This is a genomic window from Natrialba hulunbeirensis JCM 10989, from assembly GCF_000337575.1.
Classification (GTDB): Archaea; Halobacteriota; Halobacteria; order Halobacteriales; family Natrialbaceae; genus Natrialba; species Natrialba hulunbeirensis.
On record NZ_AOIM01000006.1, the window covers coordinates 47,203 to 72,803 of the forward strand.

The window sequence follows — 25,601 nt, forward strand, 5'->3', positions numbered from 1 at the left end:
CACCGTCTCGGTTTTTACGTACTGGTGGCGGGTTCAACTGCGTGAGTGACGAGTCACGGCCGAAGGGCGATCACTATAATTGTTCCTTATTTTCTCATCATCTGAACTCTTCAGGTGGTTATACCGATAGCCGATGGTAAGTGTGGTGTGTCATGGCAGACAACACCACACGTCGAACGGTACTGGCTGGAACAGCGGCAGGACTTGGCCTGCTGACGGTCGGGACGGTGAGCGCGGACGAAGACCAGGTGCGGTACGTCGTCACCGGTGGGAATCCACAGCAACTCGAGCGCGAGGGGTTCACGGTCGTCCACGAAATTTCGGACGCGAACGTCTATCTCGCACTCGGTCCCGAGGGGGCAGACCCAGCGACCGTCAACGGCGTCAACAGCGCCTTTGAGGACTTCAAATACGAACTCGACGTTGCCGACGAACCGACCGAAGCACCGACGGGTGAACTCGAGGACGAACAGTGGGACAAAGACCTGATCAACGCGTTCGACGCGCACGAGTACGCGACGGGTGCCGGGACTCGGATCGGCATCATCGACACCGGCGTCTACGACGGTCACCCCGATCTGGGGAACGTCGACACCGATGCCAGTCGGGTGTTCATCGATTGGGACGAGTCTGACCACACAGGCGATGTGCAGTACCACGGTACCCACGTCGCCGGCATCGCCGCGGCGACCGGCGCCGAAGGCGTGACTGGCGTTGCCCCCGAGGCAGAGATCGTCTCGCTTCGGGTCTTCCCGTCGGAGGGTCCACTCCTCGCCAGCGTCGGTGACACCTTCCTCGCGCTCGATCACGCCGCAAAACAGGGCCTCGACGTCGTGAACATGAGCATCGGTAGCCCGCCACAGCCACCCGAGGAGAACCAGGAGGGGTATCGTATCGCTCGCCAGCGTGTCGTTCGAAGCGTTGCCCAGCGGGGCACGTCCGTCGTCGTGAGCGCGGGCAATGACAGTCAGAACCTCCAGCAGGGCGGCTGGATCAGTCTCTGGGGAAGTATACCCCGTGCGTCGTCGATCAGCGCGACCACGGAAGCCGACGAACTCGCAGACTTTTCGAACTACGGCGCGAACGAAATCTCGGTTGGTGCGCCTGGAGAGGGGATCCTCTCTACGTTCGACCCGAACAACGAGGCGCTTCCCGGTGCCGAGTACGCGAGCGTATCCGGGACCTCCATGTCCGCCCCACAGGTCGCCGGCCTCGTCGGACTCGTCCGCGAACTCGATCCGAGTGCCAACGCAAATCAGGTCGAAAACGCGATCGAACGCGGTGCGACAGGCAACGGTCGCGGCGACCCTGAGACGGGTGCCGGCCGCATCGATGCACTCGAGACGGTGACGAGTCTGTAACGTCTGAAACCGCTGAACCATCGGAACCGCTGCAACACCGAAGTTACTACAGAACCATCCCGTGGACCACTGTAACGCCAGAACTACCTTTTTGCAGTCTGGTTCTCTACGCTGTATCCTGTACCACTCTTAGCGCGTCGTTCACTCACCAACAATCGCGAGCAGTCTACCAGTACCCCTACAGCACTGACAACGACAGGCGAACGGACCTGACAGCCAAGCACAAAGTCTATTAGCGATGGCTGTGGCCTCTGCTGTATGGCCGCCATCGAACTGCGCGGCGTCACGAAACGCTACGAGCGACGCGGGCTCCGCCGTAGCAACGTCGTGACCGCCCTCCACGACGTCGATCTTGCCGTCGAAGACGGTGAGGTATTCGGCTTTCTCGGCCCCAACGGGGCCGGCAAGTCGACTGCAATCGACATCATGCTCGACTACGTCCAGCCGACCAGCGGCGCCGTCCGCGTGCTCGGCCACGACGTCCAGACCAACAGCGTCGCCATCCGGGAACGGACCGGCGTCCTCCCCGACGGCTACGACGCCGTCGGCGAGCGCACCGGCCGCGAACACGTCGAACTCGCCATCGAGGCCAAGGGAACTAACGACAACCCCGATGCCCTCTTAGAGCGCGTCGACATGCTCGGCCCCGACAGCTATCCCGTCGAGCAGTACTCGAAGGGGATGGCCCAGCGACTCATGCTCGCGATGGCCCTCGTCGGCGAACCCGACCTGCTGATCTTAGACGAGCCCTCGACCGGCCTCGACCCCAACGGCGCACGCACCATGCGCCGCATCGTCCGCGAGGAGAACGACCGCGGCGCGACCGTCTTCTTCTCGAGTCACATTCTGGAGCAGGTCGAGGCCGTCTGCGACCGCGTCGGCATCCTCGACGGCGGCGAACTCGTCACCGTCGACAGCATCGACCGCCTGCGCGAAACCATCGGCGGGACTGCGCGGGTGACACTCGAGTGCTCGCAGGTTCCGAACGGGGCTCCTGATCGCATTGCTGCGATCGACGGCGTCGCCTCGGTGGAGACGAACGGGACGAAGATTCAGGTGGCCTGCGAGAATCGTGCGAAGGCACCCGTCATCGCGGCGTGTCACGACTCCGCGACGGTGACGAACGTCTCGACGACGGATCCGTCGTTAGAGGATCTTTTCGCGACGGTGACTGGAGGTGGCGCATGAGTCAGCCGGGATTCGTCGAGCGATTACTGTTGTTCGCTCGTGAGGACATTCAGGACTCGGTTCGCGAGCGTCAGGCCCACCTTCTGATCGCCATGTTCGCGCTCGTCGGTGGTGGACTCGCCTACGCCGCGGGGCAGCAGGTCCAACGCTGGGCGAACCGAGAGGGCGATTTCGTCGTCGAACTGATGCCACAGCTGCTCGGTCCGCTCATGTTCCTCGTGCCACTGGTCGCACTCGGTGTGGTTGCGCCGGCAATCGTCGAGAAGCGCTCGACGGGAGCGCTGACGGTGTTACTCAGCCTGCCGTTCTCGCGGTGGGTGGTCGTGCTGGGCACGCTCATCGGTCGGCTGGTCGTCATCACGACGGCGGCACTCGCCGCGATCGCGATCGCAATTCCGATCGCTGCCCTGTTCGGCGTCTCGGTCGACCCCGCGCAGGTGGCTGCAGGGGTCTTCGCGGTCGTGCTTCTCACGGTGACGTTTACCGCAATCGCAGTGTCGATCTCGGCAGTCTCGCAAACGTCGACGCGGGCGTCGTTCGCCGCCATCTTTGCATACGTCCTCTTCGTATTCCAGCTCTGGTCGATCATCCCGATTTACGTTCTCTCAGGCTTCGAGATGCCGGAAACGACACCCGCCTGGGGTGAGGTTCTCGCCGCATTGAACCCGATGGCCGCGTTCAGTAACTTGCTCGCGGCGATTCCGGAACTGGCCGATATCGGCATTCACGGAACCGCAGAGAACCCGGCGGTCTACGAGCAGCCGGCTGTCGCACTCGTGATCCTGCTCGCATGGATCGCGGTTCCGATCGGTGCGAGTTACCTGCGATTCCGGACGGCGGACCTCTGATCGGCCGGGATCGACCGGTTTCTGCACTACCCGTCGCTTCGCTCCGCTGTGTCCGACTCAGCACGGGGCTCCCGAAGCGGCGGCATCGACTGATACGTCAGCGACCGCCACAGCCACTCCATCGGCCCGTACCGGAAGTACCGCAGCCACAGCACCGACAGCGGTACCTGCACCGCCCAGATGGCGACCACGATGGCGAGCAGTTCGACCCGCGTAACCGCGCCGAACAGTCCGAGGCCGTGGCCGTAGAAGATGGACGTGGCGAGCACCGTCTGCAGGAGGTAGTTACTGAACGCGGTGCGGCCGACGGCGGCGAACGACCGGGTCGCGAGGCCGTCGGGTCGCCACTGGCAGTACCACATCACGAGCGCGAGGTAGGCGGCGGCGAGCGGGAGGCTGCCCCAGTAGTTGAACTGCCGCCAGAGGAGCGCGCCCTCGACGCCCCAGTCGTGGACGTGGATGTAGGCGACGCCGGACAGAATCACGGCGAGACCGCTGACCGCGCCGACGGCTGCCAGCCGAGCGTAGAATCGTGCGGAGCGCTCGTTCGTCATCACGCCCCACTTGAACAGCGCCATTCCGAGGAGCATCACGCCACCGACGCGCCAGGCGGTGTAGCCGACAAAGTCAGTCGTCTGGCGTCGGAACGAGGTCGACGCGCGGTGGTCGAACTGCTCGAGCCAGCCGCTTCTGTACGTCTCGATTTCGGCGCGGAGGACCGACTCGGCTGGCCGCCACGTGTCCGCGACTACACTGGGGTCTGCCGTCAGCGCCGCCAGTATCTCGAGGAGCGACGGCACTGCGATGAGCCCGATTCCGATCGCTGAGAGCGTTCGTGCGGGCAGGTCTCGAAGGACGAGAACGCCAAACGCGCAGGCACCGTACGCGACGAGAATATCGCCGTACCACAGCAGATAGGCGTGGGCGAGCCCGAACAGCACGAGCCAGCCGAAGCGGCGCGCCGACAGCACGGTCGCAGCGTGTTCCGTCGATTTCGACCGCACACTCTGCGTGAACAGGATGATGCCGGCCCCGAACAACAGCGTAAACAGGGTGATGAACTTCTGCTGGGCGAAGACGTGCGTGCCGAACCAGGCCCAGTAGTTCGCACCGGTGAAATCGCCGTGCACTGTCGGGTTCGACAGGGTCGTCTCCGGCATCGAAAACAGCCAGATGTTGACGAGCAAGATGCCGAGCAGGGCAACTCCACGCAGCGCATCGAGGGCGACGATCCGTTCCGAGGGCGGCGTCGGTCCGTCCTCGGTGCGTTCACTCATCGCTCACTTCTTCTCGTCTCACGACAAAAGCGGTGTGTCTTCGCGTCAGGACGACTCGCTATCGGGCCGTTGGCTCCGTTGTGTCTCTCTTTGGTTCTGATTCCGGTCACGGTTCCGTCCCCCAACATCAGCATCAGAACCAGCATCAGCACCAGTACCAACACCAACACCAACACCACTACCGCTACCGCGACATCGACTCCGCCCCACCGTCGACGCCCGAATCCGTAATCTGGAACTGCGAACTCTCACCCACCGGCTTCGAGCGGTGCTTCTCGAGTGTCGCCCGGCGCTTGCCACCCCGGAAGCGATCCAGTCGGAGCACGACACCGGTCCAGTGTTCGAGGGTGTTGCCACCGAGTGCGCGCGTGCGATCCGATTCCGGGTCCGAGAACACCTGATTCGTGAGGACGACCGCGAGATTGTACTTGCGCGCAAGCGAGAGCAGGTGTGTCACCTGCCGGGTAACGCTTCGCAGCGCCTCACCGTCGCTTCCCTCACCGGTCCGCTCGAGTCGGTAGAAACCGGTCGCGCTGTCGAGGACGATCAGATCCGCGCGCTCGGCGAACTCCTCGGCGTCGCGGACGGCCTCTGCCTGCTCTTCGAAATCGAGTGCGTCCTCGATGACGATTCGCGAGGCGACGGTTTCGACATCCGGCGTGGACGCTGGATCGTTCGATTCTGAGTCGGACTCGAGTGCCCCGGGCCCAGATCCGGACTCGTTCCCGGCCCCAGCCCCACCGTCTCTCGCGACGGGGGCGTCACTGTCGGTGGCAGTGGTAGTGCCGGCCTCAGCGTTGCCGACGCGTGCGCGGAGCAGCTGATCGAATCGGTCGACGGAGACCCCCTCGGTGTCGATATAGACGACGGTGCCGCCGTTCGCGGCCGTTTCGACGGCAGCCGAGAGCGCGAGATTCGTCTTGCCCGCGGCTGGCGGACCGTACAGTTGTGTCACGGTCCCGCGTTCGAAACCCCCACCGAGTAGCTCGTCGACCGGCCCACAACCGATCGGAAGTGCCGCGTCGTTCACGGCCGTAGTTGGGTCTGTCCGGGCAAAAAGCCCCCGAAAGCCGACCGTCGTGGGGTGCGTGGCTGGCCGACGGTGCCGTCGAACACGTTTATTCATATCCGCGGCGAAGACTGCGTGTGATCGTCGTCGCGACAGCGGATTTCGAAGTGTACCACGGCGTCGTCAACGAGCTACGGGACCGTGGCACGGAGTTCACGACCGTCGAACCGGACGCCGAGTTACCGGAGCGGACGGCCGTCCTCATCACGGACGCAGCCTCTGCTGGCACGTTCGAGGGCCATCAGACCATCGTCGACGATCCCGAGGATCCTCGCCGGGCAGTCGATCAGGCGCTGACTGCAGTGCGCGGGTCGGGTGGCCGAACCATCGTCGGCGTCGACCCAGGCCGGAAACCGGGTATCGCCGTCCTCGCCGGCCAGATGGTTGTCGCCGCCTTTCAGGTCCCACTCACCGACGCCGTCGACGTCATTCAGCGTGAGGTGAGCGACGCGCCCGACCCAGTCGTCCGGATCGGTGACGGCGCACGCCTCCAGAGCTCGAAACTCGTCAACGAACTGGAGGACATCCGAGTCGAACTCGTCGACGAAACGGGAACGACGCCGTACCTCGGCACCGGCGGCCGCGGCATGGAGGACGTGCTGGCCGCGGTGAACATTGCCCGACTCGAGGGCGAGGTGGTCGACGCGCGGGATATCGAGCCGACGGCTGGGGAGTTACAGGTCATCAAGGATCGCTCGCGCGAACAGAGTCGGACGAATCGGGCGATCGACGAGGTACTCGCACGCCGGGTTGCAGCAGGTGAGTTGACAATTTCGGAGGCGCTGGCCGAGCACCGGAGTGGGGATCTGGATTCGGGTTGTTCAGACGGTTCAGACGGGTCAACAGAGGAAGCAACTATGAAGGAGTCGAAAACCGATGAGAATGTGGCTTCGTCAGGACCAGCGGACGGTACTCGAGAACAGGAGTAACAGAGACGGTTCGCTCGGGATCACTGCGTAATCGAGGTCCAGACGTCTTGGACACGTGGCTGCATGCTCACCCACCAAGCAGCAGCGCCGCCGACACAACCCGCGAAGGCGAGCCAGCCGTCCGTCTCGCCGCTGGTGATGAGGAGTGCGATCGTACCGAGACCGACCGCCCCGGCGAACATGGGCGCAGGCTGTTCATTTGTAAGCCGAGCGGCGAGGTAGAGATAGCCGAGTCCGAACGCGACCGAGGCCAGTACGTCGACGAGGAAGTGAACGCCGAGCGCGAGCCGCGAGAACGCGACGAGCCCGATGATGCTGGCTGCGACGATTGTTCGTCGCCGGGCCGTCGACCAGAGACTCCAGGTCGCGAGTGCGCCCCAGAGAACTGTCGCGGCCATCGTGTGTCCGCTCGGAAACCCATCGCTCTCGCGAGGGACCGCCTGAAGCGACTCCGGCGGGCGCGGGGAACCAAACGCGGTCTTCAGCACTAGCGTGAGTGCAAGGCCGCCGAGCACAACCGCCAGGACGAACGCGGTTCGATCCGGGACCAGTCTGTGAGTGTCGCTGGTACTGGCGGCCTGGTAAGCTCCCGCAATCGCGAACAGGCCGAGCACGCCGACGACGAGGAACTCGTCACCGAACAGTGCCGTCACCTCGAAGATCGGAACCGTCCACTCCGGGAGGGTGTTTCGGACGAGTTCGGTGACGCCAAGGTTCCGACTCATGGGTGGCGGATGGGTACTCGAACTGCCTGCATCTCGTCTCGCTGGTAGCGCTGGACCATCGTCGTGCGAGTCGATACGAGCGCCGTGACGTTAATTCTTCGAACTGTTGGTCTGATTCGTGGCTGGTTCGTGGCTGGTTGCGTCGTATTGTTAGGCGTGTTCTCCCCCGAAGAGAGCCGCAAGCGTGTCGACAAGGACATCCTTGCTCTGTTCGACAGCATCCCAGTGAACGTACTCGTTCGGGAAGTGTGCATTGTCAATTGAGGCGGGCCCAAAGAGAACAGTTGGTATCCCTGCGGCCTGATAGTGTCTTGAATCCGCTCCGTACGTTGCGCCTTTCGGTGTGGTATCTGCGAGCTCGTTCTGTTCCATCCCCGCTTGCAAGTGTTGGACGATGGGCTCATCGTGGGAAACAGACGCCGGTTCAAACTGGACTGAAAACCGTTCGAGCGATGGCGGATGTGCTTCAAGCCAGTCGTCACCGTCAACCACAGTGTCGATTCGATCACGTACGATCGATTCCACCTCCGAGACTGTTTCACCGGGTGCAACACCGACTCGGATCTCAGCGGTGAGTGTTGACGGCACTGAGGACGCCCACGACCCGGCCTGGACGGTTCCAACTGAGATCGGCCACGGTGTCTCAAACTGCTCGTAGAGCGGGTGTGTGACGGTGAGTGACCGTTCTGTCTCCAGTTCTCGGAGCGCTGTTCGAATCCGCTCGAAGTGCGGCAGTACTGATTCCCCCCGCCACCGTGTCGCCGCATGGGCAGATTTCCCCTCGAGTTCCAGGCGAAGCATCACCGAGCCCTCGACTGCTGTGACCAGTTCTAGCTCTGTTGGTTCAGCGACGATTGCTGCATCTCGCTCAAATGGATAGGGGTTCGATAGTGCGGCCATTGCTGCACCAATCCCACCCTCCTCTTCGCCAACGACACTTTCGACGACAAGACGCCCATTCAGTTCCTCTTCGGCTGTGTTCCGCTCAACAAGTTCCTTTGCAGCGAAGAGACAGGCACTCAGGCCAGATTTCATGTCTGCAGCGCCACGCGCAATCAGATTCTCGCCGTCCCACGTTGGTGTGAACGGGTCAGTGTCCCACTGGTCGTTCTCGGCGGGGACGACATCTACGTGGCCGTTGAGAACGATCGTCTCTCCCTCCTCGGGATCCCCAAACTCGACGACGCCAGCGACGGATGGCCGTTTCGCGGTGTCTAGTGTGGCTGGATCTGATGGAAACGATGGATGGCTCGCAAGGAGGTCTGGATCTGCCGTCCACTCATAGGTTTCAAACCCACATGCATCTAGCTGGCCACGAATCCACTGCTGTGCTGATTGCTCGTTCCCGGACTCTGTACGGAATGACAGGAGTTTTTCGGTGAATGATTTGAATTGGCATACCATAGTTTGTTTGCCATTCTATGTGTGGGTAGTTATTAACCCTCTTATAACCTGCCTATCACTCTGGACTTTCATTCACTAATTGCCCGGAGAGCCGAACAGGAGTCGGATTTCCAAACCGTTCTGGGACTGATCGGTATCGTGATAGTGGTTGCTATTCTCACTCGTACTATACTCTCTATGAGCAACGATACGTCGCTGTCAGTCTACTGGCACCCGCGAACGTTCGATCACGCCCCACCGGATGGTGCCTTCAAACTCCCGTCGATGCCGTTTCTCGCGTCCGATGAACCGCATCCGGACCAGCCTGAACGGGCCAAGAACATCAGGAAGATCATCGCCTCCACGTTTGGGGATGGAGTGTTCACGACCGCGGACCCTGCACCGGAGGATGCGATCGAGCGCGTCCACGATCCGGAGTACGTCTCCTGGCTCAAGGCGTTCGCCGATGACGGCGGCGGGTATATCGACGGCACCACCACCGCCATGAATGATGCCACGTTCGAAGCAGCACAGCATGCCGCCGGTGCAGCCCTCGCCGCAACGGACGACGCGCTTGCTGAGGACTCCCAGTCGGTCCCGTACGCGCTCGCCAGACCCAGCGGCCACCACGCCCAGAGCGACCGCGCCGACGGCTTTTGTTTCCTGAACCACGCTGCAATTGCAGCCCAGCACGCACTCGACACCGACTCGGCTGTCGACCGGGTCGCGATCGTCGACTGGGACGTCCACCACGGCAACGGTACGCAGGAAATCTTCGAGGACCGCGACGACGTGCTCTTTCTGAGCATTCACAACGACCACGGCGCCTGGGACCCGACGTATCATCCCCAGACCGGCGGCCTCGAGGAGGTCGGCGTCGGCGACGGCGAGGGATACACGGTCAACGCACCGGTTCCGCCGGGCACCGGCGACGAGGGCTACGAGCGCGTGTTCGACCGCCTCGTCGATCCCATCGTCACCGAGTACGATCCAGACCTGCTCATCTACAGCGCCGGGCAAGACCCCGGCCCATCCGATCCCCTCGGCCGAAACCTCGTCTCGCGTGATGGCTTCCGGATGCTCGGCTCGCGCGCCGCGGAACTCGCCTCGACGGTGACTGACGGCCAGTATCTCATTCTGCAGGAGGGCGGCTACCAGATCAGCCACCTGGCGTTTGCGACGCTGGGGGTACTCGAGGGCGCGACCGGCGAGACACATGACCTGCCCGAGTACGGTGAGGGTGATCCCTACGCGTGGCTCGACGAGGACACGGGGCCGCTCGTCGATGCACTCGAGAAGATCCGTGAGGCACACGGGAAGTACTGGTCCGTCTGAGGCGCGGCGGCTGTGACAACGGTTCTGCGAGCGTGACAGGCGTCCCTGCCGTTTATCGTGCCGGCGGCGGTACGTTCGGCTGATTCTGGACTGTCCATTCGGCGGTCGTCTATGCTGTCCGGATGGAGACAGCGATGAAGGTATCGCGTGACATGGCACCCGCACTGACTCACTTTCTCGCCGGCGCGACGCTCGTCCTCCTCGCAGCGGGACCGCTTGCGCTTCGTGGCTACCTTACACGTCGCCACCTCTGGCTAGTCGTCCTCGGCGGGCTCTGGGGGCTGTTCCCGGACGTTCACTACGTAACTCCCGTACTCCAGTCCGAACTAACGGCCATGCACAGCTCGCGCTGGGCGGACCTCTTTGCCTTCCACTACACGCTCGACCAGCCGCCGTTCGACACGCGCGAGCTCTTGAGCATCGCCGCCTCGGTCGTGACCTTCGTCACCGCCGTCGCCGTGTTCACCGCTGCAACCGCCGTCGGCGACCGTGACAGCCGCGGACGACCGCCGCGGTACGGCCTGCTGGCCCGAACACTCGTCTTCGGCTACGCCGCCGGGATTGTGGGTCTCCTCGGGGCACTCGTCGTTGGTGGGGCCCTCGTCTGGACGGGGCAACTCGAGTTGGTCGCCGAACTGGTGGGTCGCGAGAGTACGGCCGCGGGCTGGCTGGTCCTCATCGGTGGGTGTGTGGTGGCGAGTGCTGGGTTCGCGAGTGGTGTCTCGGTGCTCAACAGGCGCTGGCACGTGCTGCGGCCGGGGCCGTCGCTGGTGCTTGGCGTCTGTTATGGGCTCGGTGTCTGGCTCGTGGTTGTCGCGTTCGCGGTACCGATCTGGATGCGCGTCGTGCTGGATCTCTCCCGGCCGGTGCCGTCCCTTCACGTGTTTGGGCTGGTCGTCCTGGGTAGCTTTGGCGCGGTGGTCGGGTTTGCCTTTCCGCTCGTCTGGCGATTCATTGGGCCACCGGTTGCGGGTCTGCGGTCCTAAAAGTGGATGTCGGAGCAGTGATCGATCAGAAACGGGTGAAGCTACTGTTTAATGTCTCCTCAATATAGTCACTGATCACAGTTACAGACGCCGCCCTCACGAATCTGGTCGGTAACGTGTTGATGAATTGTACGGGCTAATCGATGCATCGTTTCGGCTTGCCGTTTCGTTGGATGGCGGCCGCCGTAGTAGCTGTCCGTCCGGTTATTCCCATACAGATTTTTGAGCTCATGTGTCAGCTCCCGTGTAAAGAGGCCGAACCGCGCCGCTTGATCATAACACCGATCGTGTGAATCGGTCTGGAAGTCGCGCAGTTCATCGCTGCCTTCCACGATGGCAAACGCCTCCAATGACCGTTCGATGATGCCGAAGCACAGTTCGACGACAGCGGTATAGTACTCGCCACTTTCTATTTCCTTGACAACAGCGAGGAGACGACAGCCTTTGGTGAGTTGTGTTTTCCAGTCAGCGTCCGTGTCGATTTCCGGTTCCCGCGTCGGAATGCCGTAACCTTCCTGGTTGAACGCATCAATGGCTGCGTTGAGTGCCTCCCTAACAACGTTCGGGTCACTCATCGCCATCACCGTGCAGAATCATATTCCGGACAGTTATGAACTCGTCAGTTCGGTGGACAGCGATACCGTCACGAAGGACTTCTCGAAGTTCGTTCGCATAGTTCGGAATGGCTTGCAGACCCTCGACATCGATCTCGAACGCGTAGCGGTTCGCATCGAACGAATCCGATTCGAGCGATTGTCTGACACGGTTCGCCCGTCGCTGGTTGCCCATCCTGTTCTCACGCACTAACACCCAGAGGTCGATGTCGCTGCGGCGGTCTGCCTCCCCGCGGGCGACGCTTCCGTAGAGGACGACGGCTAGAACATCATCGAGTTCGTCCAACAACTCCTCCATTGCCGCCTTCACCGGAGCGTGGAACTCTGACTGTGGAATAGTAAGATAGGGTTCGTCTGGCTGCGTCAACCGGTCGCGGTTGATCTGTACGAGCCGCCGGGTCCCATCACGTTCCTCGACGACGAGGTCGTTGTCAGAGAGGATGTCGACCGTTTTTGTAATCGTTGGCCGCGTGTAATCGACTGTCTCTGCGATGTCCGTTATGGAGAACGATTCGTCGTGATGCCTTGATAAAAAGAGGAGGATCTCGTCAGTGGCCTCGCTTCTGAATAATCCACCGCTTTGCGGTGGTATATCGACTTCTATCCGTGTCCTATCAGTTGATGTACTGTTCGGGTGCGTTTTCATTGTAAAGGAATGCTTTCTACAACGACTTAGGTTTTATTGTAATACAGGCGTATCAGCCATTTGAAAACCTTGTCGCTAAATCGTCACCAATATTGGCATTTATATTATTGTATGAGGTGAGAGGCCGCTGGTTGCTGCCCGACTGTCACGTTGCCAGTTTATTCGACACTCGTTCGGACCGTCTTGCACTGACACTGTGAACAAAGCATCATACTACCCACAGCAGCTTGACTGTCAGAATACGCTGTATATATCTTTTATTTGAGAAAATTATAACGGGACGGTCGATGTCAGATGCGTTAACTGATATCGGTCCACTGGTGAGAATGAGCAACTCGACATCATCACCGACAGCTACCCGGAGGCACAGCAGTCGAAATCGGATGCCTCGCGCCATCCTCCACAAGAAGGTCCTCGACGTCGCCGCCTCCCGACCGGACGCCTCGCTGGAGGAACTCGCCGACGAGGTCAGCGGTGCAACCGTCTCGATCGTCGAGCAGGTACTCGAGGAGTACGGTGATCCAGGCGAGACGGCAGCCGAGAGTGCTGCGAGTACGAGCAGTGGCGCTACCGGGAACGAAGAGGGTGACGAGGACAGGTCGGCGTCACAGGGAGCGACAGAGACAGACGGAGAGGATGGGGACGAGCGTGAGGGTGAGGATGAAGAAGTGAGTGTGAGCAACGAGGAAGATGTAGCCGCGGGCACAGAGGAGGAAGCGAGCGCAGACGAAGACGAGAACCAGTGCATTGCAGATCCACCCACCGACCGAGATTCTAACGACGATGCGGGGGAGACGCCTGTTTCTATGAATGACGCACCAACAGCCGACGCATCAACGACCTCGGACACAGCCGACGATTCGACGATGACCACCGACAACTCGACGGACTCGACACCCGACGTACCGACCGACCCGACAGCACTGACGCCACGCCAGCGCGAAACGCTCCAGGAGATTGCCGCCCGGCCTGACGCAACGCAGGCCGCACTCGCCGAGACGCTCGGCGTCACCAGCGCGACGATCAGCCAGCGGGTGAACTCGATCGACGGCTTCGAGTGGTCGCGCCGACGCGAGTTCGTCGCGAACCTGTTCGACGACGAAGACGGTGCAGTGGAGACCGCTCGTGATCGCGAGGGTGCTGGCGAGTCCGACTCCAGCGCTGCAGATGATGTGGATGGCGAGGGAGTACTCGAGTCCGAGTCGGAATCGGCGGTGACCGGGAACGGGAATGGGACCGAGACCGAGACTGAGAGTGAGATCGAGAGTGGGACGGAGCCCGTGGACAGTGACGCTGTTGGCTCTGCGTCGGAGGCTGCCGATTCGATTGGCGATGGGACTGGACAGCGAGTTGCTGCGTCCACATCCGAGTCTGAGTCTAAGTCTGCTGCTGGGGATGGGGCTGGGAGCGAGCACAGCGAGAAAGAATCCACCGGAAGCACGTCCGAATCGCGTCGGTTCGACCGCCAGGAGACACAGACACGGGCTGACGAGCCGGAGGAGACGACCGACTCCGTTGCAAGTTCCGAGTCGGAGGCGGAAGTGAGACTGGAACCCGGCATAGACTCCCCCACAGAGTCGGGCACAGACGCGGGTGCAGGCACCGTCGACACCACCAGCACCAACACAGAAACTACCGTCACTAGCACTGCCAACCCAGAGACCAACGCCACTATCGACACCCACACCCTCGCCACTGACATCGCCACACTCGCCGAGCAACTCGAGTCACTCGAGTCCACCGTCCGTTCTGCGTCGTCCGAACGCCAGGACTGTCTCGCTGATCCCGAGTTCGCACACAAGGTCCTGCGCGCGTGCTTCGACGCCGAGCACATCACCGAGGAAGACGAGGTGCGACTGCTGCGAGAGATCGCTGGTGAGGGTGGGGACTCGAGTTTGGGTTCCGCGGAGTAGCGATCGTAGTCAGCCTAGTACTAGTCAGGAGAGAGACGCTAGTACTAGGACCCCCGTCTCGGTAGCGTCACCGTCGATGGGTTGTCGCGCTTTCAGAGTCGGAATCCGTCGCCGAGTGTGACTGTTCACTGGTCGTCCTAGTGTCGGCTTCGAATCCGAGCGCTCGCGCCGGTTTGGCGGGCATCCAGCATGGACAGGGGATGGCTATTTATCCCGGTTCGAAGTGGACAGTGTCTATGCAAGCGGTCGTTCTCGCAGCCGGAAAGGGGACTCGCCTCCAGCCGCTCACCGACGACAAGCCGAAGGCGCTCGTCGAAGTCGACGGGCGGCCGATCATCGAGGACGTCTTCGATAACCTCATCGCGATCGGTGCGACGGAGTTGCTCGTCGTCGTCGGCCACCTGAAAGAGCAGTTGATCAACCGCTACAACGACGAGTACCGTGGCGTGCCGATCACCTACGCCCACCAGCGCGAGCAGTTGGGGCTCGCCCACGCCATCCTCCAGGTCGAGTCGCTCGTCGAGGACGAGTTCATGCTGATGCTCGGCGATAACGTCTTCCGGTCGAACCTCGGCGACGTGGTGACCCGCCAGCGCGAAGACCGCGCAGATGCGGCGTTCCTGGTCGAGCAGGTGCCCTACGAGGAAGCCTCGCGCTACGGCGTGCTCGATACGAACGAGTACGGCGAAATCGTCGAGGTCGTCGAGAAACCCGACGACCCGCCGTCGAATCTCGTGATGACCGGGTTCTACACGTTCACGCCCGCGATCTTTCATGCGTGTCGGCTCGTTCAGCCGAGCGACCGCGGCGAGTACGAACTCTCGGACGCGATCGATCTGTTGATCCAGTCCGGGCGAACGATCGACGCGATCCGGATGGAGGGCTGGCGCGTCGACGTCGGCTATCCCGAGGACCGGGATCAGGCGACGGCGTTCCTGCAGGGGGAAGCGGTCCCACCAGCGGAAGTCCCCGGGTCGTCGGTTAGTGCGCCGGAACTCGAGACTGACTGAACTCCCTATCATTGCCCGCTCGTAGTGGTTTTCAACAAGAAAGTACAAGCAACCAGCTCAGAAATCATGTGATATGAGTGCCATCCGTGATTCTATTACGCGCTTTAATTCTAGAATCGACGACTATCTCGCACCTTCGAAACCCAATCGAATGCGTGTCTACCGTTCAATAATTACTGAAACAGATTTTTCAAAAGCACTCCACTTTGGTTCTGGGCGAGACAAGAGACATCTCGGATCAGAACTCTCTTCGGCGGACAGGGAAGTTATCGCTCTTGATCCCGATCCGCACGGACTAGAGCAAAACGACACACCAAAGAGAGTACTCGGCGACGGACAACGACTGCCGTTCGCAGACAATACCTTTGATCTCGTCTTCTCAGAATACGTTTTCGAACATCTCCCAGAGCCGGAACTGGCCCTCCGTGAAATCAATAGAGTACTCGAACCTGGCGGAGCCGTCGTTATTCTTGTTCCAAACCCCAAACATTACTACGCTAAGATTGCTGATCTGACTCCGTTCTGGTTCCACCATCTCTGGTTTTCACTTCAAGGAAACACATCTGCCGACGAGGATAAGTTCCCGACACAATTTGAGTGGGGAACGTACACTGATATACAGAGTGGCGCATTCGATTGGGAAATAGAGCGACTCTATAGTTTCCCAGGCCCAACAGGATATACGAAAATCCTCCCAGTCCATTTTCTCTTTACCCTCTTTGACAGAGCAATGAAGAACAGACCACAGCATCATGTAGCTTACCTCGTGTATTATCAAAAGCAGGAGTAGAATCGCAGTTCTCGTACCGGCTTCGTGAACACGCAGTTTTTATCAGATTCCCCATAGAGCTATAGCTAATGGCTGACGAACCGGACGCCGCCACCGTTGCTGACGCAGCAGTTGCTTTCTGTGAGGACTTCGATAGCGGCGAAGATGTTCTTGAGGCAATTCTTGAGGTGGACGCAGAACACGAGACGTGGACATTCGATGATTTGAATCTTGATTCGGGCACGTTCGGTGAACTCGTCTCTCGTGATATCGTCGTGAAAGATGCGGGCGAGTACCGAGCTGCAAACCGGGATGGTATTCGAGCGGCGATTACTGGTGCAGAGGTCACAGCAGAAGGGACATCGAGTTCGGGCTCCACTCAGTTGCGCTTGCCTTCGATCGATGTGCGTACTGCTGCTGGTCTAGCAGGAGCACTCGTTGTTCTCCTTGTAATGCGACTCCTGACCTACCAATCGGTGTTTCGTGACGATCAGGTCGTGTTGCGCGGCAATGATCCGTACTACTACCGATACTGGGTAGAACAGTTGCTTGCGGAATCGAACGGTCCGACAGACTGGAGTATGCTTTCGTCTCTCCCTCCCGGGGCCGTCGAGCGACGTCCCTTGACCCATGCTGGAAACTGGTTCTTTGCTGAGTTACTCGGTGGGGACCAGTGGGCTGCAGATATGGTCGCAGCGTGGCTTCCAGTCGTTGCCACGCTCGCACTCGGTATTGTTATCTACTGGATAGCTGTCACTGTCACCGATGATGTCCGTGTTGGCATCGCATCGACTCTTCTGCTTGCACTCACGCCTGTCCATGCCGTGTATACCGGGGTTGGATTCCTAGAACACCGTCTTCATCAGTACTTCTGGCTCGGAGTAACGCTGCTTGCGCTTGCGTGGCTCGCTGTTGCTCTGCAACGACGACAGGCGCTCACAGGATCTCCTGAAACGGCAATTCGACAATACTTGGTAGATCCATGGACATGGGTCGCAGTTGTCACACTCGGCATCGCGCTCCCGTTCTCTGTCTTCTCGTGGGGTGGTTCGATAATGATGCTGATCCCTCTCTCGGCATATATTGGCCTCAAGGTCATCCTCGATACTCGCGCGGGGATTTCTCCAATCCGTGCAAATCTGCCATTAGTCAGTGGGGTTGCACTCAGTGCTGCACTTTCGTTACTCCTGCATTATCGACTCGGATGGCACGAGGCGTTTGCTGGCCTCGTTCCTGTCGTCGTGTTTGTGGGCTCTCTAATCGTCGTCGGGCTTGGTGAACTATGGCATCGCCGGGCATGGCCTGTGAGCGGACTTGTCGCACTCGAAGCGGGTACTGCTGTGTTTGGTCTCGTGGCACTACGATCCCTTCGCCCCGACGAATGGTCGAGACTCCTCGAGCGAGCGGACGATCTCTTCTTCAGAGAACACTACGGAGCGACAGAGTTGGGGTCGCTTTTCTCGACAGAAAACGCGATCATACTCGAACCAATTGCACAGATTGGTGCGCACTTCTATATTGCACTCGCTGTGTTAGGCTGGGCGTGCTGGCTTGCATACCGACGGTACGAACCTGCTTGGTTGCTACTTGCCACGTATACCGGTATCTGGCTCGTATTTGCAACGCTGCAGATGCGGTTCGCAGCTCAGTTGGCAATTCCAGTCTCAATCCTTGGTGGCTTTGGACTCGTGTACCTCCTGGCCTGGATCGATCTTGCCCGACTTCCCAAGTCGTTCCGTGAAACGGAGACAACACAAGGGCCGACTAGCGACGCTGGTAACAGCAATGCTGTACCCAATGGGGGAAGACACAGTGAGAGTATTCTCATCCCTCACGACTGGCGAAAACTGTTCACACTCATCTGGATTGTGCTGCTGGTCTGTGGCTTGAACCTCATCTTCGTTCCGTCGCTGGCAGCCCAGACGACTTACAGTGAGTCACAGTTTGCTGCTGCAATGGAAATCGAAGGGCACGAGGTAGATACCGACCGTGAATTTCCAGAGAATTTCGTGCTCAGCTCATGGGGCGATAACCGAATGTACAACTACTTTGTCACGGGTGAGTCACGAAGCTATAGTTACGCTGCGAATACATTCGGCGACTTCAGGACGAGCACAGATCCTGACTCCTGGTACGATGAGTTCGAGGGCCGCGTTGGATACGTCGTTATGCAGGATGCTCCAGGAACTCAGGTAAATGCCCAAACCCAACTCCACGAGAACTACGGCGCTGGCGGAAACGAGAGCGACGGACTGGCGCACTACCAGGCGATCTATCTGGACGAGGAGGCCTCCGCCTTTGCCGTCGTTCCCGGCGCGACGATTACCGGCTCTGGCGAGGCCGGCGAGGAGCTATCACTCGAGACGGAGGTCAGCGTCTCGGACGAGGCGTTCACGTACGAACGGACGGTAACGGTCGACGAGGACGGCTCGTTTGCCGTGACAGTGCCGTACCCCGGCGAGTACACCATTGGTGACAGTGACCTCGAGGTCTCGATGGACGACGTGGAGAACGGCGAGTCAGTCTCGATGTCGTAGTGTCTGGATGTGCGGTCTGGTCTGTTGCTGTCTTTCCTCGGAGTTGAGTTGCTCGATAGCCTTTAGTGGGTTACCTGTCAGGTGTGTGTCTTTGGCTGGGATAGTACGAAATACTGGAATTACTGCTATAACAGACGTCTCCTCGGTAGTGAGTCTCTATCCTTCCGGCATATATATTCACAATATATCATGAAATCTATTATACGATCTGTGGGTGTGGGATGGAGTGAATGTTGACTGGCTGGCAGTACCGCCTGGCGAGTGTCGCTGGTGTCGTTGCCCTCACGACAATCGCACTTGCGGTTGCGAACCATCCGACGATGCAGTTGCTCTTCACGACCCACATACCGGTGTTCAACCGGCTTGAGGTAATAGTGCTCTCTGGTGGGGCGTTCTCCTGGGCGTTACTACTGACAGTACTCGCAGTTATTGGCTGTCTGCTCCCACTGTACAAGCCCAGGCCCCGCCGTGTGCTAGATACGATTTTTCTCACCCAGAAACGCGTACTCGTTGCCGGCTTTGCACTCGCGTCACTGGGCTACTTCAACTGGTCGTACCGACTCCCGCGAGCGACACTCGTCATGACAATCGGACTGCTCACGGCTGTGCTCCCGCTCTGGTTCGTCTGGATCCGTCGCCGTCCGACTCGCGATCCCGACCGACTGTTACTCGTCGGTGACGACCTCGAGCAGATGAACGGGATTTCGGCGTCGATTTCGATGCCGATCCTCGGTTATCTCTGTCCGTCAGTGCTTTCGCTCCACCGTGATGGGGAACCCGCTGCGGACGGCGGACTCGTCCTTCAGCAGAGTGGGGAGACCGCGTCAGCCGATGCTCCATTTACTCATCTCGGTGGTCTCGAACGTATCGGCGGACTCTCACGCCTCGAAACGGTGTTGCTAGAGTACGATATCGATACTGTCGTCCTGGCGTTCCGGCACGCCGACCGTGCCGAGTTCTTTGGTGCGCTTGATGCCTGTCACGACCACGGCGTGGACGTCCGTGTTCATCGCAAGTATGCCGACCGCGTGCTGGCGACGGATGGGACCATTGGCCAACTCGTCGAGGTCGAAATCGAGCCGTGGGACCCGATGGATCACCTCTTCAAGCGCGTTTTTGACGTGGTCTTCGCACTTGTCGGACTGTTTCTGGCTATCCCGTTGATCGCGGCAATCTCGCTCGCGATCAAACTCGATAGTCCGGGACCAGTACTGTACAGTCAAGATCGTACGGCTGGTTTCGGAGAGACGTTTCCCGTCTATAAGTTCCGAACCATGGTTCCCGAAGGGGAGTCTGCCGTGCCATCATCTGATACAGAGAACGACCGGATTACGCACGTCGGGCGTTTCTTACGGAAAACGCATCTCGACGAATTACCACAGTTGTGGTCGATTCTACGCGGCGACATGAGCGTTGTCGGCCCACGTGCTGCCTGGACCGAAGAGGAAGTCTTGTTAGAGGAAGATGCTCCCGCCTGGCGCAAGCGCTGGTTCGTCAAGCCTGGGCTAACCGGGTTGGCGCAGGTCAACGGTGCAAAGAGTACCGATCCTCAGACGAAACTGCGATACGACCTCGAGTACATCCGCCGCCAGTCGTTCTGGTTGGATCTGAAGCTCGTGATCCGCCAGTGCTGGGGTGTGGTCAGGGATCTGTGGCTGACGGTGTGGCGGTGAGTCGGTAGTCGACGAGGAAGATTGCGATTGCGAGGAGTCCGGTGACGAGGACGACGCCCTGGTCCGCAGAGACGTACAGATTCGGCGTCGGATGACGGTACCACGTGAACGGGTAGAGCCAGGCACCGGCTTCGGCGTCCGCGTAGGCTTTGAGGCCGTCCGTGAGGAGATGGGTGAGTGCGCCTGCTAGGAGGACGCCGAAGCCCCGTTTGTGGGCTTCCGTGAGGACCAGCGCGCCGATGCCGGAGAGGAGGATGACTCCCCCAAGCGTGTGGAGGGCGTCGATCCCGAAGGGAACGCCGAGGGTTGTCTCGATGGTGGCGTCGTCGACGAACATGCCGATTCGATTGAGGTCAGGGAGGAGGGCCCCGATCATCCCGATCGCAACCCAGCGTTTCGTGAGCCACTCGAGTCGCCAGCTCGCGACGGTGAACAGCACGTACGCGATGAGGACGTGTGAGAGGAGTTCAGCCATCCTGTGTTTCCTCTTTGTTTGGTCGTGGTTCGAAGCCGAACTTGGTGAGGGTGAATTTCCAATGGCGGAAGAAGTAGGCGATTGCGAGGAGGACGCCGGCGATGGAGGTGAGGAGTTTGTACTGCTCGGCTGTGTTGTCCTCGTTGACGACGACCAGTTCGTCGGCCGTCATTGTGCGGTCGGACTCGAGTACACCGTAGACCTGGACGAATCCGCCGGGGTCGACCCGGTCGGTGGCGTCGTGGTGGGTGATCTCGAGTTCGGCCGCGACCTCGTCAGCCGAATCGGTGACGTGGATCGTCATCGTGTCCTCGGAGATGGACTGTACCTCGCCGAAGACGAGCTGGTGGTCGCCGGTGAACTCGTCGTAGTCCTCCTGGAGCTGGTCACCGGAGGGGTGGGGCCAGTTCTCGTCGTAGGTGGCTCCGTAGTGGATGCCGAGGCCCAGTAGAGTGAGGAGTAAGACGAGGGTGATTCCGAGTCGAACTGCGAAGCGCATTCGTCTTCGTACTCTCGGATCCGTTACTTGGAGGTTGTGTTCGAGCCTGCCCAAGTACCGCCGTCTCGACGGAGATTGGCTGACTATTTCAGTGGAGGAACGGTAACTATTAAGATATACTGCTACAAATTCTAACAAAATGAGTCGCTGGACTGGTACCCATTGCCGGGAATCCACGACCGTCAACGTGGTGAGTCGGTAGATGGCACGCAAACGGAAACGCAAACGCAAACGCAAACGAGCATCGAAATCAACCGACGCCGACGAGTCGTCAGACTCACAGACGAAACGTCGCTCCTCGAGTTCAACTCGCTCGAAGAGTCGACTCGGCCCACTGGACGGAACCGCAGCGTTCGATCAGGGAATTGGTGACAACATCAACGCCCTGACCGGTCGGCCCGAGGGATTCGACGCGATGGTAGAGGCGAATCGACCCGAGTTCGAGCCGCTACCCACTGGTGCCGACGCACAGATTCAGCGTGCACTCGAGGGCACCGACACGACACAGGGCGACGTTCCCAGCACGGTGCTCGACGTACTCGGGCAGGGAGGGACGCCGTTGGACAGTCCGATTCAACGTGCACTCGAGGAGCGTATGGATGCGGACTTCTCGAACGTGCGCATTCACACGGGTGCGAAAGCCGCCGAAGCGGCTGATGCGATCGACGCGAAGGCGTTCACCTGCGGGAACGATATCGTGTTCAATTCGGGTGAGTACGATACTGAGAGTCCGGAAGGACAGCATTTGTTGGCCCACGAACTAGCACACGTTCGTCAGCAAACGGGCGCGGCGATCAGCATGATGCCTCAGGAGGGGGCCGATCTCGAGATCGATCCTGACCCACAGTTAGAACGCGAGGCCGACGAGGCCGCAGCGCAGGCGCTGTCGGATGACAAACCCCTGGTCGTCAATCGGATGGGAACTGACGTGCACATCCAGCGGTCGCAAGCCGACGACTCGATCGTTAGTCCCTCCCAGCTTCGGAAACTCGTCGCCGATCACGTCGACGAGAAACTCGAGGAGCACGGTTTGACGGGGCTTGCCGATCAGGTAGAGCAAAATACCGAGTCGGTTGACGAACTCACTGGGCTGACCGACCAAGTAGAAGAAAACACTGAGACGATCGACGACCTCACTATTGATACCGACGACTTCGAGGAACTCGAAGCGGAGTTGGACGGCGATGACCTCGACGAGTCGTTCTGGGGTCAGATCAAGGAGGTCGGTCCCGAAGCGATGAACCCCTTCACCGATGAGGGTGCCTCGAACCATATCGAAGGGCTCGTTGCTGCCGGGCTTACCGGTGGAGCCGCGCTGGCGACTGGTGGCGCTGCCCTCTTGCCCGCCGCAGCCGCGATGATGGCACCATCGATCCGGAACACTACCTCGGATGCGGTCGTCGGCGACGGCGTGAATCTCTCGCCCGAGGTGATTTCCGCGATCGCACAGCAAGTCGAGGAGCTCCGGGCTCAAGACGAGACTGGGTCGGATCTCGAGGGTGTCGGCCAATCCAGAGGTGACCGATAATGGATGGCCTCATAACAGGTGAAAATGAAAGGCTCGTCGGAATTAGCGTCATCGACAACAACGATGTTGAGCACGTAATCGAGATGAAGTTCGATGGCGAAATCACTGCCCACCAACAGGACGGGTATCCCGACAAGGCAAAGGAGCGTACCACGGCTGGCAACGAACACGTCAATCAGGCGCGTCGGTTCGCGAAGTTCTACGTCTATCGCGAGCAGGGATACGAAACGGTTGATCCGATGCGCAATCCGGATCGGATCGCCGCGCTAACGCTAGCCGTAGGCAGTCTCGAGTCGGCGACCCTCGAGACGTACTTCGGTGAGTACTATCAGCAGCTACGTTCACATGCTGGGGACGCCGATCCAGTGGTCGAGACACCCGATATCGATTCCGACGCAATATGTTGGCTCGAGCAGGATGTCACCGTCGGTCTCGACGGGGAGACCGTAGCGTCGCTAGTCGAACAAGTGGCCGACGCGACGGTCCTCGAATCGCTCGAAGCCGCAACCGGTGGCGAGTCGGTCGATGTCGACCTGCGAGCGGACCTCGAACGATCGCTTACCGATCACGGCATCGATCTCGATTCACGCGCCGACGCCATCGGTGACGCGCTCATCGACACCGTGGGACCGTTCCGAGTACGCTGGAAACAAAACGGACAGAAGTTCGAGGCAACAGCCAATTCGACCGGAGAACAACTCGATCGCGACCCGGCTGTTCGGCTACAGATGTTCGCGAACCTCTACGAGTTCGACTCGATCGAGGAGTTCCAGCAGTCGCTAGTCCATCACCTTCGGTGCCAGATTCGGGATTGCTACATCGGGATGGGTATCGCACCACCAGAGGACGCCCGGGTACAGGGACCCGGCATCTACGAGTATGTCGGCAACTACAAGGTAGATAACTTCTACCCTGCCTACAACGACACTCGGATCGAGATTGACGACTGGCAGGAAGAACACACACCTGACGACCTGCTCGTCTAACTACTCGAGTCGAGTTTCATCGCACCCACTCAGACAACAAAACCTCGGCACGACGGTTAGTAAATTCCCCAGAAAAGATGTTAATTTCGAGATCGATGCCGAATCCGCAGTTAGAGCGTGAGGCCGACGCGGCGGCTGAACAGGCACTCTCGAGTGATGAGCCACTAGTCGTCAATCGGATGGGATCCGACGTGCACATCCAGCGATCGGCGAAAGACGGTGGAACCATGGCCTACCAAGGGCTGGACAGCCTGACTGATGAGGTGGCAGAGATCAGAACGGAACTCCAAGAGACCAAGTCCGACGTGAGTAATCTTCAGAACGAGGTCCATAGCGGGCTGGGTGAAACGGCGATGGGCGTGGCTGGTGCGGGCGTCACCGCCGGAGCCATCGCGCTCGGCCGCGCAGCGAGTGAACCGACTCTTCAGGAAACCCTGTCTGAATCAGGAGCTAATCCGGAGTTAGCGGCACCAGCCATCGCTGCCGCTGCTCTCACACTCGGAGTTGGGGCTGCCAGCGAAGGCGTTACAAATACGTTCGGAAAACTGAGGAACCGCCTATTCAGTGCCGACGATGATGCTAGCGGCAAGCGTGACGATGACGAAAGAGAGGAAGATGATTCCGGTCTCTTGAATTGGTAATATGGAAGCTAAAATTAAAAAAGAGAATGAGGACGGGTTCGGCCTTCGTGTTATCGATCCCAGTGGTGTAGAACACCGTATCGCCGTTGGATTTGATGGAGGGATTCTTGCACACCAATGTGCTGCTTCTCCAGATGATCCATCAGACCGCACAAACAAAGAAGATGAATATAACTCACAGCTCCGTCGGTTTGCACGGTACTACGTCTACCGGGAGACAGGCCACGGCACGGTTCCGAACACTGAGAACCCGGATCGGATCGCTGCAGTCCTGCTGGCACTGACTAACCTCAGTGACAAACAGTTCATCGAGTACTTCGGGACGCTCTACGAGCAGGCGGCGAGCCACGACCGCGACGGTGTCGTTCCACCGCTTGATTTGCCCTCGGAAGTCTACAACGAGGGATTTCTGGTCTACAAGCAGAACGTTTACCTCGAAGAAGGCATCGAGGCGATTCAGGAACAACTCACTCGCCCGGCGACGGAGGTGCTCGGTGACCAGAACCTTGAGGAGTTGGCGTCCGCCAGCGGTGACAGCCTCGTTTCGAAAGCGGCCTCACTCGTCGACGGTGGGGGCAGTAAGACGAGTGACAGCACCGAAATTCCCGGTGCTGGCCTCACAATAGAAGGTGTCTCGGGGATCGATACGATGTATTATGAGGACACCAATGAGGACCAGACGATCGAAGGAGACGATCTCTTTGATCGCGAGCCCGATGCACGTCTCGAAATCGTACCCACTTCCTACGAGCGTGACCGCTTCCGATTTTACGTCGGGCACAATCTGGTCTGCCAGATCCGCGATTGCTTCATCGGCATGGGACTAGAACCACCCGAACCGTTCCGCGTGCTGGGACACGGTCAGTACAAGTACACCGGAAAGTACCGCCACTTCGAGTTCTACGAACCGTATTTCGACCATGAAGCATCTATTAATGGCTACGTCTCTCCGGTGATGAGCCACTGATAGGCAACCGGATGGGAACTGACGTGCACGTCCAGCGGACTTCGAAGGCAGTCACCGCGAGCAACGCGAAGAACATTCAAGAGCTCACCGAGGAGGTCCGCGACCTGCGAGAGACGGTCGGTCGCCATGACGAGACGATCAAAGAGATCGAAACTGCCCGCGAGGAATTCGAGGAGTCACTCGAGCAGGACCTCGACGGGGAGACACTCGCCGGGATCGAGGCGGAAGCCGAGCAGTCGGCG

23 protein-coding genes and 1 pseudogene are annotated in these 25,601 nt (G+C 59.8%); 16 read left to right on the plus strand and 8 right to left on the minus strand.

The features are described 5' to 3' along the window. The first annotated feature begins 152 nt into the window (after nt 1-152). The 3 genes from C483_RS00700 (at nt 153) to C483_RS00710 (ending at nt 3,397) form a co-directional block, all read left to right on the plus strand. A complete protein-coding gene (locus C483_RS00700) occupies nt 153-1,361 on the plus strand; it encodes a S8 family peptidase (protein WP_006651421.1) in 1,209 nt (402 codons plus the stop codon). 258 nt (nt 1,362-1,619) lie between these two features. Continuing rightward, a complete protein-coding gene (locus C483_RS00705; RefSeq protein ID WP_006651422.1) occupies nt 1,620-2,549 on the plus strand; it encodes an ABC transporter ATP-binding protein in 930 nt (309 codons plus the stop codon). Continuing rightward, entirely contained in the window at nt 2,546-3,397 is an 852-nt protein-coding gene (locus C483_RS00710; protein WP_006651423.1) for an ABC transporter permease subunit, read from the plus strand. The genes C483_RS00705 and C483_RS00710 overlap by 4 nt, the downstream gene beginning before the upstream one ends. Nucleotides 3,398-3,423: 26 nt before the next feature. Here the strand turns inward: C483_RS00710 and C483_RS00715 are convergent, their stop codons facing one another. After that, nucleotides 3,424-4,674: a DUF418 domain-containing protein gene (locus tag C483_RS00715; RefSeq protein WP_006651424.1), complete on the minus strand. Its 1,251-nt coding sequence runs from the start codon at nt 4,672-4,674 to the stop codon at nt 3,424-3,426. A gap of 184 nt (nt 4,675-4,858) precedes the next feature. After that, the gene (locus C483_RS00720) at nt 4,859-5,704 is read right to left on the minus strand and encodes an AAA family ATPase (protein WP_006651425.1); all 846 of its coding nucleotides are present in this window, start codon (nt 5,702-5,704) and stop codon (nt 4,859-4,861) included. 116 nt (nt 5,705-5,820) lie between these two features. Between C483_RS00720 and C483_RS00725 the strand changes: the two genes are divergently transcribed. Then, nucleotides 5,821-6,672, plus strand: a complete 852-nt coding sequence (locus C483_RS00725; RefSeq protein WP_006651426.1) for a hypothetical protein — start codon at nt 5,821-5,823, stop codon at nt 6,670-6,672. A 20-nt stretch (nt 6,673-6,692) separates the two neighbouring features. Here the strand turns inward: C483_RS00725 and C483_RS00730 are convergent, their stop codons facing one another. Both C483_RS00730 and C483_RS00735 read right to left on the minus strand, forming a co-directional pair. After that, entirely contained in the window at nt 6,693-7,397 is a 705-nt protein-coding gene (locus C483_RS00730) for a phosphatase PAP2 family protein (RefSeq protein ID WP_006651427.1), read from the minus strand. Nucleotides 7,398-7,547: 150 nt separating this feature from the next. Then, nucleotides 7,548-8,801 carry an ArgE/DapE family deacylase gene (locus tag C483_RS00735; RefSeq protein WP_006651428.1) on the minus strand — a complete coding sequence of 418 codons (1,254 nt, stop codon included), beginning with the start codon at nt 8,799-8,801 and terminating at the stop codon, nt 7,548-7,550. A gap of 177 nt (nt 8,802-8,978) precedes the next feature. On the opposite strand from C483_RS00735, the gene C483_RS00740 reads away from it, so the two are divergent. Continuing rightward, the gene (locus C483_RS00740) at nt 8,979-10,115 is read left to right on the plus strand and encodes a histone deacetylase (RefSeq protein WP_006651429.1); all 1,137 of its coding nucleotides are present in this window, start codon (nt 8,979-8,981) and stop codon (nt 10,113-10,115) included. Between the two features lie 134 nt (nt 10,116-10,249). Beyond that, the gene (locus C483_RS00745) at nt 10,250-11,101 is read left to right on the plus strand and encodes a hypothetical protein (RefSeq protein ID WP_049912354.1); all 852 of its coding nucleotides are present in this window, start codon (nt 10,250-10,252) and stop codon (nt 11,099-11,101) included. Nucleotides 11,102-11,169: 68 nt separating this feature from the next. Here C483_RS00745 and C483_RS00750 read toward each other — a convergent pair whose 3' ends face one another. Together C483_RS00750 and C483_RS00755 are read right to left on the minus strand one after the other, a co-directional pair. Next, nucleotides 11,170-11,676, minus strand: a complete 507-nt coding sequence (locus tag C483_RS00750; protein ID WP_152419804.1) for a DNA-binding protein — start codon at nt 11,674-11,676, stop codon at nt 11,170-11,172. Continuing rightward, complete coding sequence (locus C483_RS00755) at nt 11,669-12,361, minus strand: nucleotidyltransferase domain-containing protein (protein WP_006651432.1); 693 nt, start codon at nt 12,359-12,361, stop codon at nt 11,669-11,671. The genes C483_RS00750 and C483_RS00755 overlap by 8 nt, the downstream gene beginning before the upstream one ends. Before the next feature lie 383 nt (nt 12,362-12,744). Between C483_RS00755 and C483_RS00760 the strand changes: the two genes are divergently transcribed. The 5 genes from C483_RS00760 to C483_RS00775 all read left to right on the plus strand — a co-directional run bounded on the left by C483_RS00760 (nt 12,745) and on the right by C483_RS00775 (nt 20,263). Beyond that, on the plus strand, nt 12,745-14,274 hold the full coding sequence (locus tag C483_RS00760) for a MarR family transcriptional regulator (RefSeq protein ID WP_006651433.1): 1,530 nt from the start codon (nt 12,745-12,747) through the stop codon (nt 14,272-14,274). Between the two features lie 236 nt (nt 14,275-14,510). Then, on the plus strand, nt 14,511-15,284 hold the full coding sequence (gene aglF, locus C483_RS00765; RefSeq protein WP_006651434.1) for a UTP--glucose-1-phosphate uridylyltransferase AglF: 774 nt from the start codon (nt 14,511-14,513) through the stop codon (nt 15,282-15,284). A 151-nt stretch (nt 15,285-15,435) separates the two neighbouring features. After that, entirely contained in the window at nt 15,436-16,074 is a 639-nt protein-coding gene (locus tag C483_RS19250; RefSeq protein ID WP_006651435.1) for a class I SAM-dependent methyltransferase, read from the plus strand. 68 nt (nt 16,075-16,142) lie between these two features. Next, on the plus strand, nt 16,143-18,590 hold the full coding sequence (locus C483_RS00770; RefSeq protein WP_006651436.1) for a hypothetical protein: 2,448 nt from the start codon (nt 16,143-16,145) through the stop codon (nt 18,588-18,590). 230 nt (nt 18,591-18,820) lie between these two features. Next, nucleotides 18,821-20,263: a sugar transferase gene (locus tag C483_RS00775; protein WP_006651437.1), complete on the plus strand. Its 1,443-nt coding sequence runs from the start codon at nt 18,821-18,823 to the stop codon at nt 20,261-20,263. Here the strand turns inward: C483_RS00775 and C483_RS00780 are convergent. Then, the gene (locus tag C483_RS00780) at nt 20,232-20,738 is read right to left on the minus strand and encodes a metal-dependent hydrolase (protein WP_006651438.1); all 507 of its coding nucleotides are present in this window, start codon (nt 20,736-20,738) and stop codon (nt 20,232-20,234) included. The genes C483_RS00775 and C483_RS00780 overlap by 32 nt on opposite strands. Continuing rightward, complete coding sequence (locus tag C483_RS00785; RefSeq protein ID WP_006651439.1) at nt 20,731-21,237, minus strand: hypothetical protein; 507 nt, start codon at nt 21,235-21,237, stop codon at nt 20,731-20,733. The genes C483_RS00780 and C483_RS00785 overlap by 8 nt, the downstream gene beginning before the upstream one ends. A 202-nt stretch (nt 21,238-21,439) precedes the next feature. Here C483_RS00785 and C483_RS00790 point away from each other — a divergent pair, with 202 nt between their 5' ends. From C483_RS00790 to C483_RS00810, 5 genes and pseudogenes are all read left to right on the plus strand, one after another. Then, nucleotides 21,440-22,765: an eCIS core domain-containing protein gene (locus C483_RS00790; protein ID WP_006651440.1), complete on the plus strand. Its 1,326-nt coding sequence runs from the start codon at nt 21,440-21,442 to the stop codon at nt 22,763-22,765. Beyond that, entirely contained in the window at nt 22,765-23,751 is a 987-nt protein-coding gene (locus C483_RS00795; protein WP_006651441.1) for a hypothetical protein, read from the plus strand. Before C483_RS00790 ends, C483_RS00795 begins: the two co-directional genes overlap by 1 nt. 95 nt (nt 23,752-23,846) lie before the next feature. Further along, nucleotides 23,847-24,392 carry a hypothetical protein gene (locus C483_RS19765; protein ID WP_006651442.1) on the plus strand — a complete coding sequence of 182 codons (546 nt, stop codon included), beginning with the start codon at nt 23,847-23,849 and terminating at the stop codon, nt 24,390-24,392. Between the two features lies 1 nt (nt 24,393). Further along, nucleotides 24,394-25,359, plus strand: coding sequence for a hypothetical protein (locus tag C483_RS00805; protein ID WP_006651443.1), 966 nt, complete (start codon nt 24,394-24,396; stop codon nt 25,357-25,359). A gap of 11 nt (nt 25,360-25,370) precedes the next feature. Continuing rightward, nucleotides 25,371-25,601 (plus strand): annotated as a pseudogene (locus C483_RS00810) (DUF4157 domain-containing protein); the annotation flags it as partial.

Excerpts from the sequence above, each read along its gene's own strand:
- C483_RS00700 (WP_006651421.1), top strand. The coding sequence starts at position 153 with ATGGCAGACAACACCACACGTCGAACGGTACTGGCTGGAACAGCGGCA.
- C483_RS00730 (WP_006651427.1), bottom strand. The coding sequence starts at position 7,397 with ATGAGTCGGAACCTTGGCGTCACCGAACTCGTCCGAAACACCCTCCCG.
- aglF (WP_006651434.1), top strand. The coding sequence starts at position 14,511 with ATGCAAGCGGTCGTTCTCGCAGCCGGAAAGGGGACTCGCCTCCAGCCG.
- C483_RS00750 (WP_152419804.1), bottom strand. The coding sequence starts at position 11,676 with ATGAGTGACCCGAACGTTGTTAGGGAGGCACTCAACGCAGCCATTGAT.
- C483_RS00760 (WP_006651433.1), top strand. The coding sequence starts at position 12,745 with ATGCCTCGCGCCATCCTCCACAAGAAGGTCCTCGACGTCGCCGCCTCC.
- C483_RS00795 (WP_006651441.1), top strand. The coding sequence starts at position 22,765 with ATGGATGGCCTCATAACAGGTGAAAATGAAAGGCTCGTCGGAATTAGC.
- C483_RS00710 (WP_006651423.1), top strand. The coding sequence starts at position 2,546 with ATGAGTCAGCCGGGATTCGTCGAGCGATTACTGTTGTTCGCTCGTGAG.
- C483_RS19250 (WP_006651435.1), top strand. The coding sequence starts at position 15,436 with ATGCGTGTCTACCGTTCAATAATTACTGAAACAGATTTTTCAAAAGCA.
- C483_RS00755 (WP_006651432.1), bottom strand. The coding sequence starts at position 12,361 with ATGAAAACGCACCCGAACAGTACATCAACTGATAGGACACGGATAGAA.
- C483_RS00805 (WP_006651443.1), top strand. The coding sequence starts at position 24,394 with ATGGAAGCTAAAATTAAAAAAGAGAATGAGGACGGGTTCGGCCTTCGT.
- C483_RS00745 (WP_049912354.1), top strand. The coding sequence starts at position 10,250 with ATGAAGGTATCGCGTGACATGGCACCCGCACTGACTCACTTTCTCGCC.
- C483_RS00785 (WP_006651439.1), bottom strand. The coding sequence starts at position 21,237 with ATGCGCTTCGCAGTTCGACTCGGAATCACCCTCGTCTTACTCCTCACT.
- C483_RS00735 (WP_006651428.1), bottom strand. The coding sequence starts at position 8,801 with ATGGTATGCCAATTCAAATCATTCACCGAAAAACTCCTGTCATTCCGT.
- C483_RS00740 (WP_006651429.1), top strand. The coding sequence starts at position 8,979 with ATGAGCAACGATACGTCGCTGTCAGTCTACTGGCACCCGCGAACGTTC.
- C483_RS19765 (WP_006651442.1), top strand. The coding sequence starts at position 23,847 with ATGCCGAATCCGCAGTTAGAGCGTGAGGCCGACGCGGCGGCTGAACAG.
- C483_RS00780 (WP_006651438.1), bottom strand. The coding sequence starts at position 20,738 with ATGGCTGAACTCCTCTCACACGTCCTCATCGCGTACGTGCTGTTCACC.
- C483_RS00790 (WP_006651440.1), top strand. The coding sequence starts at position 21,440 with ATGGCACGCAAACGGAAACGCAAACGCAAACGCAAACGAGCATCGAAA.
- C483_RS00775 (WP_006651437.1), top strand. The coding sequence starts at position 18,821 with ATGTTGACTGGCTGGCAGTACCGCCTGGCGAGTGTCGCTGGTGTCGTT.
- C483_RS00715 (WP_006651424.1), bottom strand. The coding sequence starts at position 4,674 with ATGAGTGAACGCACCGAGGACGGACCGACGCCGCCCTCGGAACGGATC.
- C483_RS00770 (WP_006651436.1), top strand. The coding sequence starts at position 16,143 with ATGGCTGACGAACCGGACGCCGCCACCGTTGCTGACGCAGCAGTTGCT.
- C483_RS00705 (WP_006651422.1), top strand. The coding sequence starts at position 1,620 with ATGGCCGCCATCGAACTGCGCGGCGTCACGAAACGCTACGAGCGACGC.